We start from the raw sequence: 14,030 nt of genomic DNA, 5'->3' as shown, positions 1-14,030 counted from the left end.
AGAGGCTTGCAGGGGTGCCCGTTCACCGGAGGAGCTGAATATGGATGTGCTGCGAACCCCAGACTCCCGATTCGAAAACTTGGAAGGCTATCCGTTCGTAGCGAACTACATTGACGTGGCGGCAAGCGACTCCCCGCCGGTCCGCATGCACTTTCTCGACGAGGGACCGGCCGATGGCCCGCCGATCGTGCTGCTGCACGGCGAGCCCACCTGGAGCTACCTGTACCGCACGATGATTCCGCCCTTGGTTGACGCGGGAAACCGGGTGCTCGCCCCCGACCTGATCGGCTTCGGCCGCTCTGACAAGCCCAGTCGGATGGAGGATTACACCTACTTGCGCCATGTCGAGTGGGTGACGGCATGGTTCGAGCGGCTGCGGCTGAAGGAAGTCACGCTGTTCGTCCAGGACTGGGGTTCGCTGATCGGGCTGCGCATCGCCGCCGAGCAGGGCGAGCGGATCGCGCGCGTGGTGGTGGCAAACGGCTTTCTGCCCACCGCCCAGCGGCGCACCCCTCCCGCCTTCCACGCATGGCGGGCCTTCGCACGCTACTCCCCGGTGCTGCCCGCGGGTCGCATCGTCGCAGCCGGCACCGTTCGCAGGGTTCCTCCCAAGGTGCGGGCCGGCTACGACGCCCCCTTTCCGGACAAGACGTTCCAAGCCGGTGCCCGGGCATTTCCGCAGTTGGTGCCGACTTCCCCCGACGACCCGGCAATTCCGGCGAATCGAGCGGCCTGGGACGTGCTGGGCCGATGGGAGAAACCCCTTCTCGCGATCTTTGGCGCTCGCGACCCGATCCTGGGGCAGGCCGACCGTCCGCTGATCAAGCACGTTCCCGGGGCGGCCGGCCAGCCGCACGCCCGCATCAGGGCCAGCCACTTCATCCAGGAAGACAGCGGACCGGAACTGGCCGAACGCGTCCTCGCCTGGCAAAAACCCCTGCTATGAACGCGTCACCGGGTGTTGGCTAGCCGCGCGACACCGCGCATGACGGCCCTGCTGACCGCGTGCCGGCGTTGTACGCAATGCACTTCTCCGCCCTGTACGACCTCGCTACCGCATGGTCGCCGAGCAATAGTCCGCGCCCGCCCAAGCGACAGTTTTTCTTTTGTCGGGGGTCCCCAAGTGCAACGATCAGCCCATGGACATGATGACGATGGGCCTGATGGGCACGGTCGTGGGCGCATCCGCCATGGGCATCGCGGGCATTGCAAAGTCGACCGTCGATAACCTGCTCCCCGGGATGGCGGTAAGCGGCACCAACAAGCATCAGATGAGGAGCCAAATACATTCCCAGCGCTGCGACGCGATCCAGCAGTGGCGGAGCGGCCTGGCCGGGGCTCGTGATGCTTACCGGCAGTGGTCCTGCGGACCTCGCGTCGATGACCCGCCGAACGTCGTCGGCGACGAGTGGTTCGAGGGCTTGCGGCCCCACCTACCCACCACCGGCGAAGCGGCCAAGTTTCGCACCGCTCACGAAGTCCACTGCGATAATCCGACTCTCATGCAGCTTTCGCTCGAGATCGGACGGGTCGAAAAAGAGTGGATCGAAGAGGCGAAGGGGCGTCGGCGCCGTAGGCGGAACCGGAACCAGTAGCACGCCCGCGGTTGGCCAGAATCATTTGACAGCATTAGACTCTCTGTATGATCACCCACCCCCGTGCCGGACTGCGTTAGGACCGTCCGCGATGGGCCGAAAAGGTTGGGGCGGAGCGCCACCCGCCGACGATGAGGAAGCGCGCAAGCGCATCATCGACGCGGCCCTGCGCAGCATCGAGCGACGGGGAGCGCAACACACCAGCTTGTCCGTGATCGCGGGCGACCTCGGCGTCACCCGTCCCACCGTGTACCGCTACTTCGCCACCCTCGACGAGTTGGTAACGGCGGCAAGCGACGTCGCCCTCGGAGGCTGGACCGCCCGGATCGCCGATCTCACCGCGGGCAATGGTGACCCGGTCGAGCTGTTGGTCGAGGCCGTCGCCTATCTCGTCGAGCAACTACCCCAAGAGCCGGTGCTGATGATGCTGCTGGACGCCGATCAAAGCCGCTCGATGAGCCGGCAGATGGTCGTGGGCGAATCGATCCGGCGATCGCGCGTAATCCTCGAGCGCACCGAAATCGACTGGGCAGCACTGGGTTATCGCGGCAAGGATTTCGACGACCTCGTCGAGTACCTACTGCGCATCATCCAGTCGATGGTTCTGGTTCCGCCGGATCCGCCACGGTCGGCGTCGGAGTTGCGGACCGTGCTGCGGCATTGGATCGGGCCGGTGGTGAAGACTCCCCCGGCCCGTCCAGTCGCGAGCAGACGCAGAATCGCACAGAAACGGAACATTTCGGGCGATTCTGCGTCTGCTCACCAGGATTAGGACAGCACGCGCGGCGCCGCGCCGACCGGAACAACCTCCGTGGCCGGCTGTTCGGGCAAGTCGTCGGCATGGAACCAACGGAACGACATCAGCCCTTCCGGGTGATCCTTGGTCGAGACGGCATTGGGGTGGTCGAGCTCCTCGCGACTGATCACGATCGTGATGCTGCCGTCGTGGTTGGGGACCGCGGTGCCGGAATTGATTCCACCACGGCCGTATTCGAGATCGGGCGCCGCCATGTACTGGTTCCACAGCGTCAGGTTCCAGAACCGGGACTTCGGGTGGTGCGACCTGATCACCAACGCCTCGCCGGGCTCGAGGGCGTACGCACCCAAGCTGTAGACGGCGTTTTGCATCGAGTAGCCGTGCGTCGCAGCGCCGGCCCGGTAGGGCGGGGAGAACACATTGTGCGAGAGGTTTTGCCCGTCGGCAAGTTCGGCCGGTTTGCGCTCCTGTATTACCAGCGGCACGATCGCGAGCATGTCTTGGGTGTAGCGCAGCGCCGCACGCAGCGACTGAGCCACTCCCGCATCGGTTTTCAGCGGCTGCACGGGCAAGCCGCCGTGGTAGATGACCTCGATCGACCAGTCCACGCGTCGGCTGTGAGCGGGGTCCTCGTGGTAATCCCGGGTGAGCACTCCATGCGCGTCCTCGTCGAGAGCGATAAAGGGCCCGTCATAGTCCCGCGGCCGTTCGGGGCCCAAGACGCAGGAGAAGCACCCGTCCTCATCGAGCGGCATGTCCTCGTCGTAGAGCACGCCGATGGTGCGGTTGGGCCATGCCCCGGGTTCGGGTTCGTTGTATACGGCGACGGAGTACATCACGCTCTCGTTCGGCGTTCCGCTGATGCGGTAGGTGCGCCGCGGGTCGATGACGACGTAGCTGTAGTACGCGTCGGTGTTGTCCCCGCCCCAGCGACGGTCACGGCGAAACGGGGTGAGCACATCGTGGAATCGGGGCGCCACCGGGTCGGCGAACAACGTCACGTCCAGCGACAAACCCAGCATCGTGGCGAGGAACTCGTAGCCCTCGGCCACGGCCGGTTCTCCGCGCACGGCCTTGGGTCCTTCGAGGAACAGATTCTCGAAATCCGCGAAGGCGGTGAGCAGTTCGCGCCATGCTGCTGAGCTTTGGGGATTCGCCATGTGCAGCATCATAAGCGCGCATCAAAATACAGCACAACGTCTCTTGTAAAATGTGTAACGGCGTAGGTATGGTCCGGATGTGAGCGACGCTATCCATATCACCGATCTCGCCAAGCCGACATTCACGCCCGAAGCCCAGGCGATCATCGACGGCATGGCCGCGATGGCCGATTACTGTCCGCTGACCACCGACGCCCTGCACGAGCAAGCCACCGCGCAGACCGGCTTGACCGACTTCGGCGAGCAGGACTACCGCGAGCGGATGGCGGTGCTGCTCGAGGCGTTCCACGAGTTGCCGCGGCTGACCCCGTTCGGCCGCACCTACGCTTTCTCGCTGATGCTGACCTTCCTCACGGGCAGACTGCGCGTCATCGACCATCTCAAGCGCCACCCCGAGATCTTCGACGTCAGCATCAAAGCGCCCCTGGTCATCGCCGGCCTGCCGCGCACCGGGACCACTCACCTGCACAGCCTGTTGGCCGCCGACCCCGCGCTGCGGTCGCTTCCGTACTGGGAAGCCCAGGAACCACTGCCCGGGCCCGGCGAGGAAGGCACCATCGAACCCCGCCGCCAGCGCACCGCCGACGCGCTCAACATCTCCAACACGCTGATGCCGTACTTCACGCTGATGCATGAGATGACGATCGATCACATTCACGAAGACATCGGCCTGATGGTCCAAGATTTTTCGAGCGGCTTCTTCACCACGCTCACCCATCTGCCGCGCTGGTCGGACTACCTGCGCGAGCACGATCAGACCCCCGGCTACCAGTTTCTGCGCATGATGCTGCAGGTACTGCAACACCAAGACGGATACGAGCGCCGTTGGGTGCTCAAGTCGCCCCAGCATCTCGAGCAGTTCATCCCAATCCTCAACGTATTTCCCGATGCAACGTTCATCGTCACCCACCGCGACCCCGTCGATGTCGCGGTGTCGATGGCCACGATGATGACCTACACCATGCGGATGAGCGTCGATGAGGTCGATGTGAACACGGTGGCCGAGTACTGGATCACCCGCATCGACGAGCTGCTCACCGCGTGCATGCGCGACCATGATCGGCTGCCCGCCGACCGCACCATCGACGTCCGCTTCGACGAGTTCATGGCCGACGACCTGGCGATGGCGCAGCGGGTCTGGGACACGGCCGGCTACTCACCGTCCGAGGAGTCGAGAAGGGCTGTGGCACGGTACATGGCCGGCCACGAGCGCGGCAGGCTGGGCCGCGTCGAGTACCACCCGGAGGACCTGGGGCTCGACAAGGACGACCTGCGTCGCCGTTTCGCCCCGTATGTCGAGCGGTTCGTCAAGCCGGCTGCCGCAAGTTCGTCGTAGCCACGTCGCGTGACACCGTCGCGGTGCCGGCCAGCGCGACCCACAGCACCGCCAGCGTGAAGCACAGCACGGCGTACAGCAGGTTTCCGGTCGGGGTGCCGTGGCCGGTGATGCCGCCCTTCGCGGCGAAATACTCGGGAAGGGCTGTGAGCCACAGTATTCCGAGCACGCCCAGATAGATCGACCCGAAGATCCGCACGAATCGGTTCGGTTTGTCGTCGGCCTCGCCGCGCCGACGCGCACCGATCAAGGCCGGAATAGCGAACACCGCGAAGGCGGCAAGCTCGACAACGAAGACAACGGCCTGGGCGGTCGTGTTCGGGTGGCTGCCACCGAAAATGGAGGACGGGATGCTCAGCAGCGCGAGTCCCACGGTGACCAGTAACCCCGCGGCGACGGTGCGCCACAACAGGCTTGCCGCGCTCATACGTGTGCCATTTGCGACCTTGCGGCCGACCAGCAGCATCACCAGCAGGGTGAGCACGGCCGGGCCGAGGGTGGCGAAGATGTACACACTCGTCATCGGCACCGACGCGAACATCGGCCGATTGAGCGGGTTCTCGGTGTTCCAGGCCCACCACCGCAGTTGCGGACCCAACTGATCGAAGACTTCGTAGAAACACTGGTGCACCAGGCCGACGCAGAGCGAACCAGCCAGAATGCCACGCGAACGGAAAACCCCTAGGGTGCGGACGATTTCGAATGCCAGCGTGGTGACCGCAGGGTAGAGCGCGACGATGTACAGCGGCAGACGTTCATACAGGAACTGGACGGTGAAGACGTTGTGGTCGAAGACCACGCCGATCTGATCTTCGACCATGAACAGGTTGGGAAAGTACAGCGGAATCTCGGTGACGAGCAGGTACACGATGGACGCGAACCACAGCACCAGGTTGGTAGGGTCGTTGTGGCGCCGCAGCCGTCGTATCGCCCACCACAGTGCGAGCCCCGCACCGCCGACCATCATCAGTTCCAGCACGGGCATCGTCGGGTTCGACAATGCGAACGGGTTGCGGATGTGGATGACCGCGGGTGCATCCGTGCACGTGAAATGACCTAGCGTCGCGGCGATCTCGTTGAATCGCGCATTGCACTGAGACATCGTCTGCTCCCTAGCCGACCGGGGTGTACCAGCGGGCGACGTCCTCCCCGCGCTTCCAACGCTCGAACCACTGATCGGCGAATCGCGGCAATGGCTCGTGTTCCGGTTTGTGATGCGGGGTTTGACTCAGCAGCACCCGCCCCGCGGCAACGAGTATCTCCTTGCGCGACACACTGGCGAAGGCCGACGGCACCGGTTGGTTACCCGCGCCGGACGCCAACCTGCTCTTGAGATTTTCCCATGCCCCGTACGCGGGCAGCAGCGTTCGCGCGTCGACCTTGCGATCGCTCGACGGCACGTGGGCGTTGACGCCGTCGGCGATGACCGACATGACTCGCAGCAAGTGCTTGACCACCCCGGGCAGGGCGCGGATGCGATACCAGTGCTCCCCGACCACGGCGTCATAGATCAACAGTGCCGAGCTGCGGTGCTCGATCTCTTCGACGAAGTGCCACAAGAAAAGTGACGCCACGCGATTGTCTCCCGGGCGAAACAGCGTCGCCTCGTTGTCGAGCATGAGCTTGAACGAGGGCGTGAAGGTGGCCTCTAAATCCGCGATGTAGGCCAACCGGAATTTCAGTGATTTCGTCGCGGTAAGCGTGTCGAAGCACGCCATCGCATCGTCGAAGGTCTGTTGCAGACCCGGATATCGCTTGATCAGTGCGTTGACGTGCTTGCGATGCGAGCTGGAATGCTGCGCCTCCTGGCGCAGGAACGCGGTTGCCTCCGCCGCCACGTCGGCGTCGGTCATCTGGGGTTTGGCTTCTTGCACCGCGGCCACGATCATCTGCTCGAAGCAGATGGCAATGATCGATGTCGCGTTCATGAAGAAGGAAAATGCAGGGTTGCGCGGATGCCAAACCCACGGAACATCGTCGCTGAAGTCGAACTTGGGCCGCCGTACCTCGAGATCAGTCACTGGTCCATTCCCGCGGAACTTGATTATACAGAGTTGCATCTGTTGTAAGATCTGATTGTTGCGGCCTCATGAGGATGAGTCAAGGCCTCATGGGGCGCAATCATCAGCCACCAGGTGGAGATCACCTGGCGTTCAATCAGTTCCGCTGGACCGTGAGGGTGTTAGCCGGTGACGGCGAGCACCGCTTGCGCAAGCTCGGGGCGGCACACCACCACATCGGGCAGCTTCGGATCGGGCTGGTTGTACATAAGTGCCGACCCGTCGATGCGGGAGGTGTGCAAACCGGCCGCACGGGCCACCGCCACGGGTGCGGCCGAGTCCCACTCGAACTGCCCACCGGCGTGGACGTAGACATCCGACAGACCCTGCACGATCGACGCGACTTTGGCTCCGGCAGAACCCATTTCCACCAGCGTGCCGTCCAGCGCGTCGCGAACCGCCAACGCGATGGCCGGTGGCCGAGTACGCGATACGACGATGCGTGGCTTGTCCGGGGCCGCGGGCGGCGCGGCAACCTCCGGGGTTGCCAGCGTGACGTCCTGGGCCGGCAGCGCTACGGCGCCGGCGACCAGCTCACCGGCCTGCCACAGCGCGACGTGCACCGCCCAGTCGTCGCGGCCGAGCTCGGAAAACTCCCGCGTGCCGTCAAGCGGGTCGACGATCCACACCCGCTCCGAGCGCAACCGCACCGGGTCGTCGGCGCCCTCCTCGGAAAGCACCGCGTCCTGGGGTCGCTCGGCGGCAAGCGCCTGCATCAGGAAGTCGTGGGATCGCTTGTCCCCCGCGGCTTTCCGCTCGCTCGCGTCGGCGTCGGCGAATTCCTCGCGCACCCCGAGCAACAGCTGCCCCGCCTCGGTGGCCAAGCGCGCAGCCAGTGCGTGGTCATTCATCGATTACTCCTAACACGTCGCGAGAGCCTCGATACTTCCTTATGTTGGTAGCGTTGACCAAATTTACCGTGCCAGGATTCTTTGCGGGACGCCACCCCGGCATCCGAGTTCTGACCTAACCTGGACAACGTGAGCGGCAACGTCCCCGAATCGGGCGGGTTGCGGCACATTCCGCGGGGGCGGCTAACGGCGATCGGCATCGTCGTGGCCCTTCTGGTGGTCGGTGTGCTGATCTTCGCCGGAGTGAAACTGACCCAGGGCCAGCAGACCACGACGGCCCAATCCACCAGCCAACCACCGCCGCCGCCGGACAGCTACGCCATTCCGGGCTGCTACAACCCGGCGGTCCAACCCAGCCCGCGTCCGAAAAAGCTCAATGTCCTGGGCTGCGCGAGCGTTGCCGTTGCGCTGCAAGACATGTCATGGAGTTCGTGGGGACCACAAGGCGCCGACGGGACCGGCACCGCCGTTTTCAAATTGTGCGATCCGAATTGCGCCACCGGCGCCCAACTCAGGGAGCCGGTCGTCGTGCATGCGTGGAATGCGCAGAAGCCGCGCTCGGATGCGATTTGCGTGGTCGGCCTCAAGATCTTTGGCGACATGATCCTGGCCTTCCCCAAAGACGTCCCGCCGCCCAACGCGCAACAAATCGACACCCAGTACAACGGGATGCCCGCGGTGCACTACGTCAACTACTCGCCCAGCGATACCCGCCAGACCGAGTTCATCGGCTACACGTTCTGCAACTGAGAAGCGCCGAACGTGCTCTCAGGGTTGAAAAATCGGCGAAATCTCGCCATGAGTGCACGTTCGGCGCAGAAGACCGCTTAGACCTCGACGACGACGGCGCCGCCCTGGCCGCCGCCGGCACACATTGCCGCGACGCCGATGCCGCCACCGCGACGGGCCAGCTCGTAGATCAGCGTGGTCACCATGCGCGCGCCCGAGGCGGCGATGGGATGGCCGAGGCTGCAGCCGCTACCGGAGAAGTTCACCTTCTCCTCGTCGAGACCGAACCTCTTGCACGCCGCGACGGGCACTGAAGCGAATGCCTCGTTGATCTCCCACAGCGCCACGTCACCGTAGGAAAGACCGGCGCGCTGCAGCACCTTGTCGATGACCGCGAGCGCACCCAGACCGCAGTCCCGGGCCTGCACGCCCGCGGCGGCCCAGGCCTTGACCTTGGCCATCACGTTGAGATTGTTGGACGCGGCGTAGTCGGCGTCGACGAGTGCGACCCCCGCGGCGGCGTCATTGGTGCCACTGCTGTTGCCCGCGGTGATCGAGAAGCCCTCGATCTCGGGGTGCAGCACCTTGAGGCCGGCAAGCTTCTCGATCGTGGTGTCACGGCGAGGGTGCTCGTCGACGGAGAAGTCGACCACCGAACCGTCGATCTGAGTGATCTTCAGCGGGAGGATCTCGTCGAGGAACTTACCGGCGTCCATGGCCGCGATGGCGCGCTCGTGCGAGCGGGCCGCCCAGGCGTCCATCTGCTCGCGAGAGATGCCTTCGGACTGCGCGGTGTTCCAGCCGACGGTGATGGACATGTCCTTGGCCGGCGCGTCCGGGGTTTCGACGTGGGTCGGCGGCATCCAGCGCTCCTCGAACTTCAGTTCGGGGCCGGGGATGCGCCAGTTGGTCAGCGGGGTCATCGACAGCGACTGCACGCCGCCGGCGATCAGGACGCGCTCCATGCCGGAACCGATCTGCGCCGCGGCGTTGCCGATAGCCGTCAGGCTGCCCGCGCAGTGCCGGTTGACCGACTGCCCCGGTACGTGGTCGAGGCCAGTGGCCGTGGCCGCGTAGCGCGCCAAATCTCCACCGCCGTAATGAGATTCAGCGAAGATGATGTCGTCGATGTCCGCCGGGTCGACACCCGAGCGGCGCACCACCTCGGGAAGAATCGCGGTGATCAGCGTCTCGGGCGGCGTGTTGACCAGCGTCCCCTTGAACGACCGACCGATCGCGGTCCGGGCGGCTCCGACAATTACGGGTGTAGCCATGTTCTCAACCTCGCTGCGTTGGGCGGTCAGACGACGCGAATCGTATCAAATACTGTATAGGCAATAGTAATGGTCTAAATTCGGTAGGCCGGGCTCTGTGACGGCGCCAACAATTAAGCGGTTCGGGTAAAGACGGAGGCCTGCCGTTGAAGACCAAAGGTGCGCTGGTCTGGGAATTGAACGAGCCGTGGTCGGTCGAGGAGATCGAGATCGGTGATCCTCGTCGCGGTGAGGTGACGGTCCAGCTGGAGACGGCCGGCCTGTGCCATTCCGATCACCATTTGATGACCGGCGACTTCCCCATCCCGAGCTATCCGGTGCTTGGCGGTCACGAGGGCGCCGGGATCATCACCGAAATCGGCGAGGGCGTGGAGCACCTGGCCGTCGGCGATCACGTCGTCATGTCGTTCATCCCGTCGTGCGGGACATGCCAGCCCTGCCAGACCGGGCTGCGCAATCTCTGCGACCTCGGCATGGGCCTGTTGTCGGGCCAATCGGTGTCCGACGGATCGTTTCGAGTGACGGCACAAGGCCGCAACGTGATTCCGATGTCGCTGCTGGGCACCTTCGCGCCGTATGTGGTGGTGCACCACACGTCGGTGGTCAAGATCGACCCCACGATCCCCTTCGACGTCGCCTGCCTGGTGGGCTGCGGTGTGACGACCGGCTACGGCTCGGCCGTGCGCAGCGCGGCGATCACGCCGGGTGACGACGTGGCGGTCGTCGGGATCGGCGGCGTCGGCGCCGCGGCGCTGCAGGGCGCCCGCATCGCCGGTGCCCGGCGCATCTTCGCCGTCGACCCATACGAATGGAAACGTGAGCAGGCGTTGAAGTTCGGCGCCACGGAAGCCTTCGCCGACGTCACCGAAGCCGCGGCCCGCATCGCCGAGGCGACGCGCGGCCTGATGTGCCAGAAGGTGATCGTCACCGTCGGACACGTGGAAGGCAAAGACGTCGAGTCGTGGATGGGGCTGACGGCCAAGGGTGGCGTATGCGTCCTCACCGGCATGGCCAGCGTCATGTCCAACGAATGCACTCTCAACCTCGGCGGGCTGTCGCTGCTGCAGAAGAGCTTGCAGGGCAGCATATTTGGCGGCGGCAACCCCCAATACGACATCCCTGCCATTCTCGAGTTGTACAAGCTGGGCCAAATCAATCTCGATGACATGGTGACCCGGGAATATCGCCTCGAGCAGATCAACGACGGCTATCGCGACATGCTCGAGGGACGCAACATCCGCGGCGTCATCCGATTCACCGACGCCGACCGCTCTTAGCGTCTCTCCTTCTGGCCCCAACGTGAAACTAGCTTCACGTTCGCGACCCAACGTGAAACTAACTTCACACTCGACCAGCCGCGTGGCCGCGCCGGCTTGATAACCGGCGGTAATCAGCACATCTAAAAGCGATGTTGGACATGCGGCACCCGGAGGCGGGATCGTAAGGGTAGTAAACCCGGGACGGGCGAGGAGATCGAAATGTCAACGCAGATAAGTAAACACGCCGCATCGTTAACTGAAGGTGAAATCGTCGAAGAGTCCGACCTGGGTTCGATCCGGCGCCTGACCGCCGACGTCTTTCCCATCCTCAAGGGGCTATCGATCAAGCGGCTGCTGATCAACCCCGGCGCCATGCGGACCCCGCACTGGCACGCCAATGCCAACGAGTTGACCTACTGCGTTTCGGGCACCGCCTTGGTCTCGGTGCTCGACACCGGTAGCCGGTTCGCCTCCTTCGTGGTTCGCGCGGGCGACATGTTCCACATCGACTCCGGCTCGCTGCACCACATCGAGAACATCGGCACGGACACCGCCGAATTCGTGATCACGTTCCGCAGTGAACGGCCCGAGGATTTCGGGCTGGGCGCCGCATTCGCAGCGATGACCGACGCCGTGCTGGGCAACACCTATGACCTGCCGGCCTCGGATTTCGCCGCGATGCGCCGCAGCACGGTCGACCGCGCCTTGGCCCGCCGCGACGGCGACCCCGATGTGCCGGCGACCGCCTACTTCGACGACCCGCACAAGTTCTCCGTCGACGCGATGACGCCGCCCGTCACCAGCGCGGTCGGGTCGGCGAGAACCGCACGCGTGCAGTACTGGCCCGCGCTCAAGGACTTGTCGATGTACTCGTTGCGCATCCGCGAGGATGGGATGCGCGAGCCGCACTGGCACCCGCTCACCGCGGAGATGGGCTACGTCAACAAGGGCGCGGCCCGCATGACGGTCATGAATCCCGGCGGCGAGCTCGACACCTGGTACCTGCGCCAGGGCGACGTGTATTTCATTCCCCGCGCCTATCCCCACCACATCGAGGTATTCGACGCTCCGGAGATGCACTTCTGCATCTTCTTCGACCAGCCCACGCCCGCCGACATCGGCTACCGGACGTCGATCAGCGCCTACTCACGCAAGGTGCTCGCGGCGACGTTCGACACCCACATCGACGACCTGCCCGACTTCCCGTTCACGAAGGCCGACCCGCTGATCGTCAACCGCATCAACCCGCTGGACGCCCACGCCGTTGGGGAGCGATGAAGTGCTGTTCGCCGGGCATGAGCACAATGAGTCCATGACCACCACCCCCGTCGCCCAGCGTGAGGTCCAGACCGCCGCATACCGCACCGCAGGAATGCTGATCGGTATCGGCACCGTGCACTTCCTGGCCCCCGCACCGTTCGACACAATCGTGCCCGCCGAGCTACCCGGCACCCCGCGCTTTTACACCTACGCCTCGGGCGTCGCCGAGATAGCCACCGGCGCCCTGCTGGTACCGCGACAGACTCGGCGGTTCGCCGCGCTGGCCGCCGCCCTGCTGTTCATCGGGGTGTTCCCGGCCAACGTCAACATGTGCCGGTTGTGGTGGAGCAAGCCCTGGCCGATGCGCATCGCCGCCTTCGCCCGGCTGCCGCTGCAGATTCCGATGATCACCACGGCGTTGAAGATCATGCGCAACAGCTAACGGAGCGTTCGATGGGAGCGACTGGGATCGCGGTGCTGCTCGCGTTGGCGGCCGCCCTGATGATCGGCATCGGAGATGTCCTAGAACAGCAATCCGCTCGGCAGGTCACCGACAAACCGGTCAGCACCCCAGCACTGTTCCATCGGCTGCTGCGCGATCGCCGCTGGTGGCTGGGCAGTCTCGTGGCCGCCGCCGGGTTCGGGCTGCAGGCTGCGGCGCTCGGCCTGGGTTCGGTGGTTCTCGTGCAGGCACTGTCGGTGACTTCGCTGCTGTTCGCATTGCTCATCAGCAGCACCACGAATCACCGCAAAATATCACGCTGGCAAGCCATTTGGGCAATCTTGCTCGTTGCTGCCGTGGCAGTGGTGGTGACCGTCGGCAACCCGCAGGCCGGCACACCCCGCGGGTCATTCAAGACATGGACGATCGTGGCCTTGATCCTGGGCCCAGCCCTGATCGTGTGTGTAATCGGCGCTCGCTTGTCCTCGGGTTGGCTCAGCGCATTGCTGCTGGGGCTCATGTCGGGCGTGCTGTGGGGCCTTTTTTCGGTGCTGACGAAGGGTGTGGTCGACCAACTCGGCCGCGGCATTCCGGAATTGTTGCGAACGCCCGAGTTTTACGTGTGGGCGGTGCTGGGGATCGCCGCGACGGCCTGGGAGCAGTCGGCGTTTCGGGCGGGCCCGCTGACCGCGTCGCTCCCCGCGGTGACGGTCGCCGAGCCACTCGTCGGCTCGGTGCTCGGCGTCACCGTGCTGGGCGAGACGTTGAGCACCAACCACGTCGGCATGCTCGCGCTCGGTGTTTCGGTCGCGGTGATGATCGCGGCGGCGGTCGCGCTGGCACACAGCCAGGCCGCTGGAGCCCCGGCCACCGACGCGTCGACCGAGGTGCGATCAACTTCCCCGCGAACCGATGCGGTGTAACGTCCCGTCGGGATCGATGTAGGCGAATTCCCTTAAGCCGTAGGGTGTATCGACCGGTTCCACCAAGCGGCCGTCGAGGTCCTCGAGCGCCGCCCATTCCGCGTAGACGGCGTCGGCGTCGCTGACGTAGAGGTACACGCTGGCCGCGGTACGCAGCGGATCGTGCTCGGCCCACTCGCTGAGGTGCATCGACACCGAACCGCGGTCGACAAAGCCGTAGCGCTGGGGACCTTCGTAGCCGCGGGCATCGAACCCCAGCCGGCGGTAACGATCCAGGGCGATGTCGAGATCGCGAACCGGAACGATCGGGGCTACCGAGGAGAAACCGATTTCGGGCACACCACAGTCTGTCAGTTCGCTCGTACCGAAAGGGCCGGCGAACGC

General features: G+C 64.8%; 15 protein-coding genes. 9 read left to right on the top strand and 6 right to left on the bottom strand.

The window, feature by feature from the left end:
* The first annotated feature begins 40 nt into the window (after positions 1 to 40).
* The 3 genes from G6N55_RS28965 to G6N55_RS28955 all read left to right on the top strand — a co-directional run bounded on the left by G6N55_RS28965 (position 41) and on the right by G6N55_RS28955 (position 2,367).
* Entirely contained in the window at positions 41 to 946 is a 906-nt protein-coding gene (locus G6N55_RS28965) for a haloalkane dehalogenase (RefSeq protein ID WP_085221686.1), read from the top strand.
* A 193-nt stretch (positions 947 to 1,139) separates the two neighbouring features.
* Entirely contained in the window at positions 1,140 to 1,595 is a 456-nt protein-coding gene (locus G6N55_RS28960; protein WP_085221685.1) for a hypothetical protein, read from the top strand.
* Positions 1,596 to 1,686: 91 nt separating this feature from the next.
* A complete protein-coding gene (locus G6N55_RS28955) occupies positions 1,687 to 2,367 on the top strand; it encodes a TetR/AcrR family transcriptional regulator (RefSeq protein WP_085221684.1) in 681 nt (226 codons plus the stop codon).
* Here G6N55_RS28955 and G6N55_RS28950 read toward each other — a convergent pair.
* Positions 2,364 to 3,512: a DUF1214 domain-containing protein gene (locus tag G6N55_RS28950; protein ID WP_085221743.1), complete on the bottom strand. Its 1,149-nt coding sequence runs from the start codon at positions 3,510 to 3,512 to the stop codon at positions 2,364 to 2,366. The genes G6N55_RS28955 and G6N55_RS28950 overlap by 4 nt on opposite strands.
* A gap of 79 nt (positions 3,513 to 3,591) precedes the next feature.
* Here G6N55_RS28950 and G6N55_RS28945 point away from each other — a divergent pair, with 79 nt between their 5' ends.
* Positions 3,592 to 4,848, top strand: a complete 1,257-nt coding sequence (locus tag G6N55_RS28945) for a sulfotransferase family protein (protein WP_085221683.1) — start codon at positions 3,592 to 3,594, stop codon at positions 4,846 to 4,848.
* On the opposite strand, the gene G6N55_RS28940 is transcribed toward G6N55_RS28945, so the two are convergent.
* From G6N55_RS28940 to G6N55_RS28930, 3 genes are all read right to left on the bottom strand, one after another.
* Positions 4,820 to 5,950: a DUF7802 domain-containing protein gene (locus G6N55_RS28940; protein WP_085221682.1), complete on the bottom strand. Its 1,131-nt coding sequence runs from the start codon at positions 5,948 to 5,950 to the stop codon at positions 4,820 to 4,822. The genes G6N55_RS28945 and G6N55_RS28940 overlap by 29 nt on opposite strands.
* A 10-nt stretch (positions 5,951 to 5,960) precedes the next feature.
* Complete coding sequence (locus G6N55_RS28935) at positions 5,961 to 6,869, bottom strand: metal-dependent hydrolase (protein ID WP_085221681.1); 909 nt, start codon at positions 6,867 to 6,869, stop codon at positions 5,961 to 5,963.
* 161 nt (positions 6,870 to 7,030) lie between these two features.
* Positions 7,031 to 7,759 carry a 3'(2'),5'-bisphosphate nucleotidase CysQ gene (locus tag G6N55_RS28930; protein WP_085221680.1) on the bottom strand — a complete coding sequence of 243 codons (729 nt, stop codon included), beginning with the start codon at positions 7,757 to 7,759 and terminating at the stop codon, positions 7,031 to 7,033.
* A 159-nt stretch (positions 7,760 to 7,918) separates the two neighbouring features.
* Here G6N55_RS28930 and G6N55_RS28925 point away from each other — a divergent pair, with 159 nt between their 5' ends.
* Positions 7,919 to 8,509 carry a hypothetical protein gene (locus G6N55_RS28925; protein WP_085221742.1) on the top strand — a complete coding sequence of 197 codons (591 nt, stop codon included), beginning with the start codon at positions 7,919 to 7,921 and terminating at the stop codon, positions 8,507 to 8,509.
* Between the two features lie 77 nt (positions 8,510 to 8,586).
* Here G6N55_RS28925 and G6N55_RS28920 read toward each other — a convergent pair whose 3' ends face one another.
* A complete protein-coding gene (locus G6N55_RS28920; RefSeq protein WP_085221679.1) occupies positions 8,587 to 9,762 on the bottom strand; it encodes a thiolase family protein in 1,176 nt (391 codons plus the stop codon).
* A 146-nt stretch (positions 9,763 to 9,908) separates the two neighbouring features.
* Between G6N55_RS28920 and G6N55_RS28915 the strand changes: the two genes are divergently transcribed.
* The 4 genes from G6N55_RS28915 (at position 9,909) to G6N55_RS28900 (ending at position 13,646) form a co-directional block, all read left to right on the top strand.
* Entirely contained in the window at positions 9,909 to 11,039 is a 1,131-nt protein-coding gene (locus G6N55_RS28915) for an NDMA-dependent alcohol dehydrogenase (RefSeq protein ID WP_085221678.1), read from the top strand.
* A 201-nt stretch (positions 11,040 to 11,240) separates the two neighbouring features.
* The gene (locus G6N55_RS28910) at positions 11,241 to 12,299 is read left to right on the top strand and encodes a cupin domain-containing protein (protein ID WP_085221677.1); all 1,059 of its coding nucleotides are present in this window, start codon (positions 11,241 to 11,243) and stop codon (positions 12,297 to 12,299) included.
* A 34-nt stretch (positions 12,300 to 12,333) separates the two neighbouring features.
* The gene (locus G6N55_RS28905; RefSeq protein WP_085221741.1) at positions 12,334 to 12,723 is read left to right on the top strand and encodes a DoxX family protein; all 390 of its coding nucleotides are present in this window, start codon (positions 12,334 to 12,336) and stop codon (positions 12,721 to 12,723) included.
* An 11-nt stretch (positions 12,724 to 12,734) separates the two neighbouring features.
* Positions 12,735 to 13,646 (top strand): DMT family transporter, encoded by a 912-nt coding sequence (locus G6N55_RS28900; RefSeq protein WP_085221676.1) that lies wholly within the window; start codon positions 12,735 to 12,737, stop codon positions 13,644 to 13,646.
* On the opposite strand, the gene G6N55_RS28895 is transcribed toward G6N55_RS28900, so the two are convergent.
* Positions 13,617 to 13,976, bottom strand: coding sequence for a bleomycin resistance protein (locus tag G6N55_RS28895; RefSeq protein WP_139826797.1), 360 nt, complete (start codon positions 13,974 to 13,976; stop codon positions 13,617 to 13,619). The genes G6N55_RS28900 and G6N55_RS28895 overlap by 30 nt on opposite strands.
* Positions 13,977 to 14,030: the final 54 nt, after the last annotated feature.

Source organism: Mycobacterium florentinum (assembly GCF_010730355.1).
Lineage (GTDB): Bacteria > Actinomycetota > Actinomycetes > Mycobacteriales > Mycobacteriaceae > Mycobacterium > Mycobacterium florentinum.
This window is presented reverse-complemented; position numbering and strand designations above follow the sequence as displayed.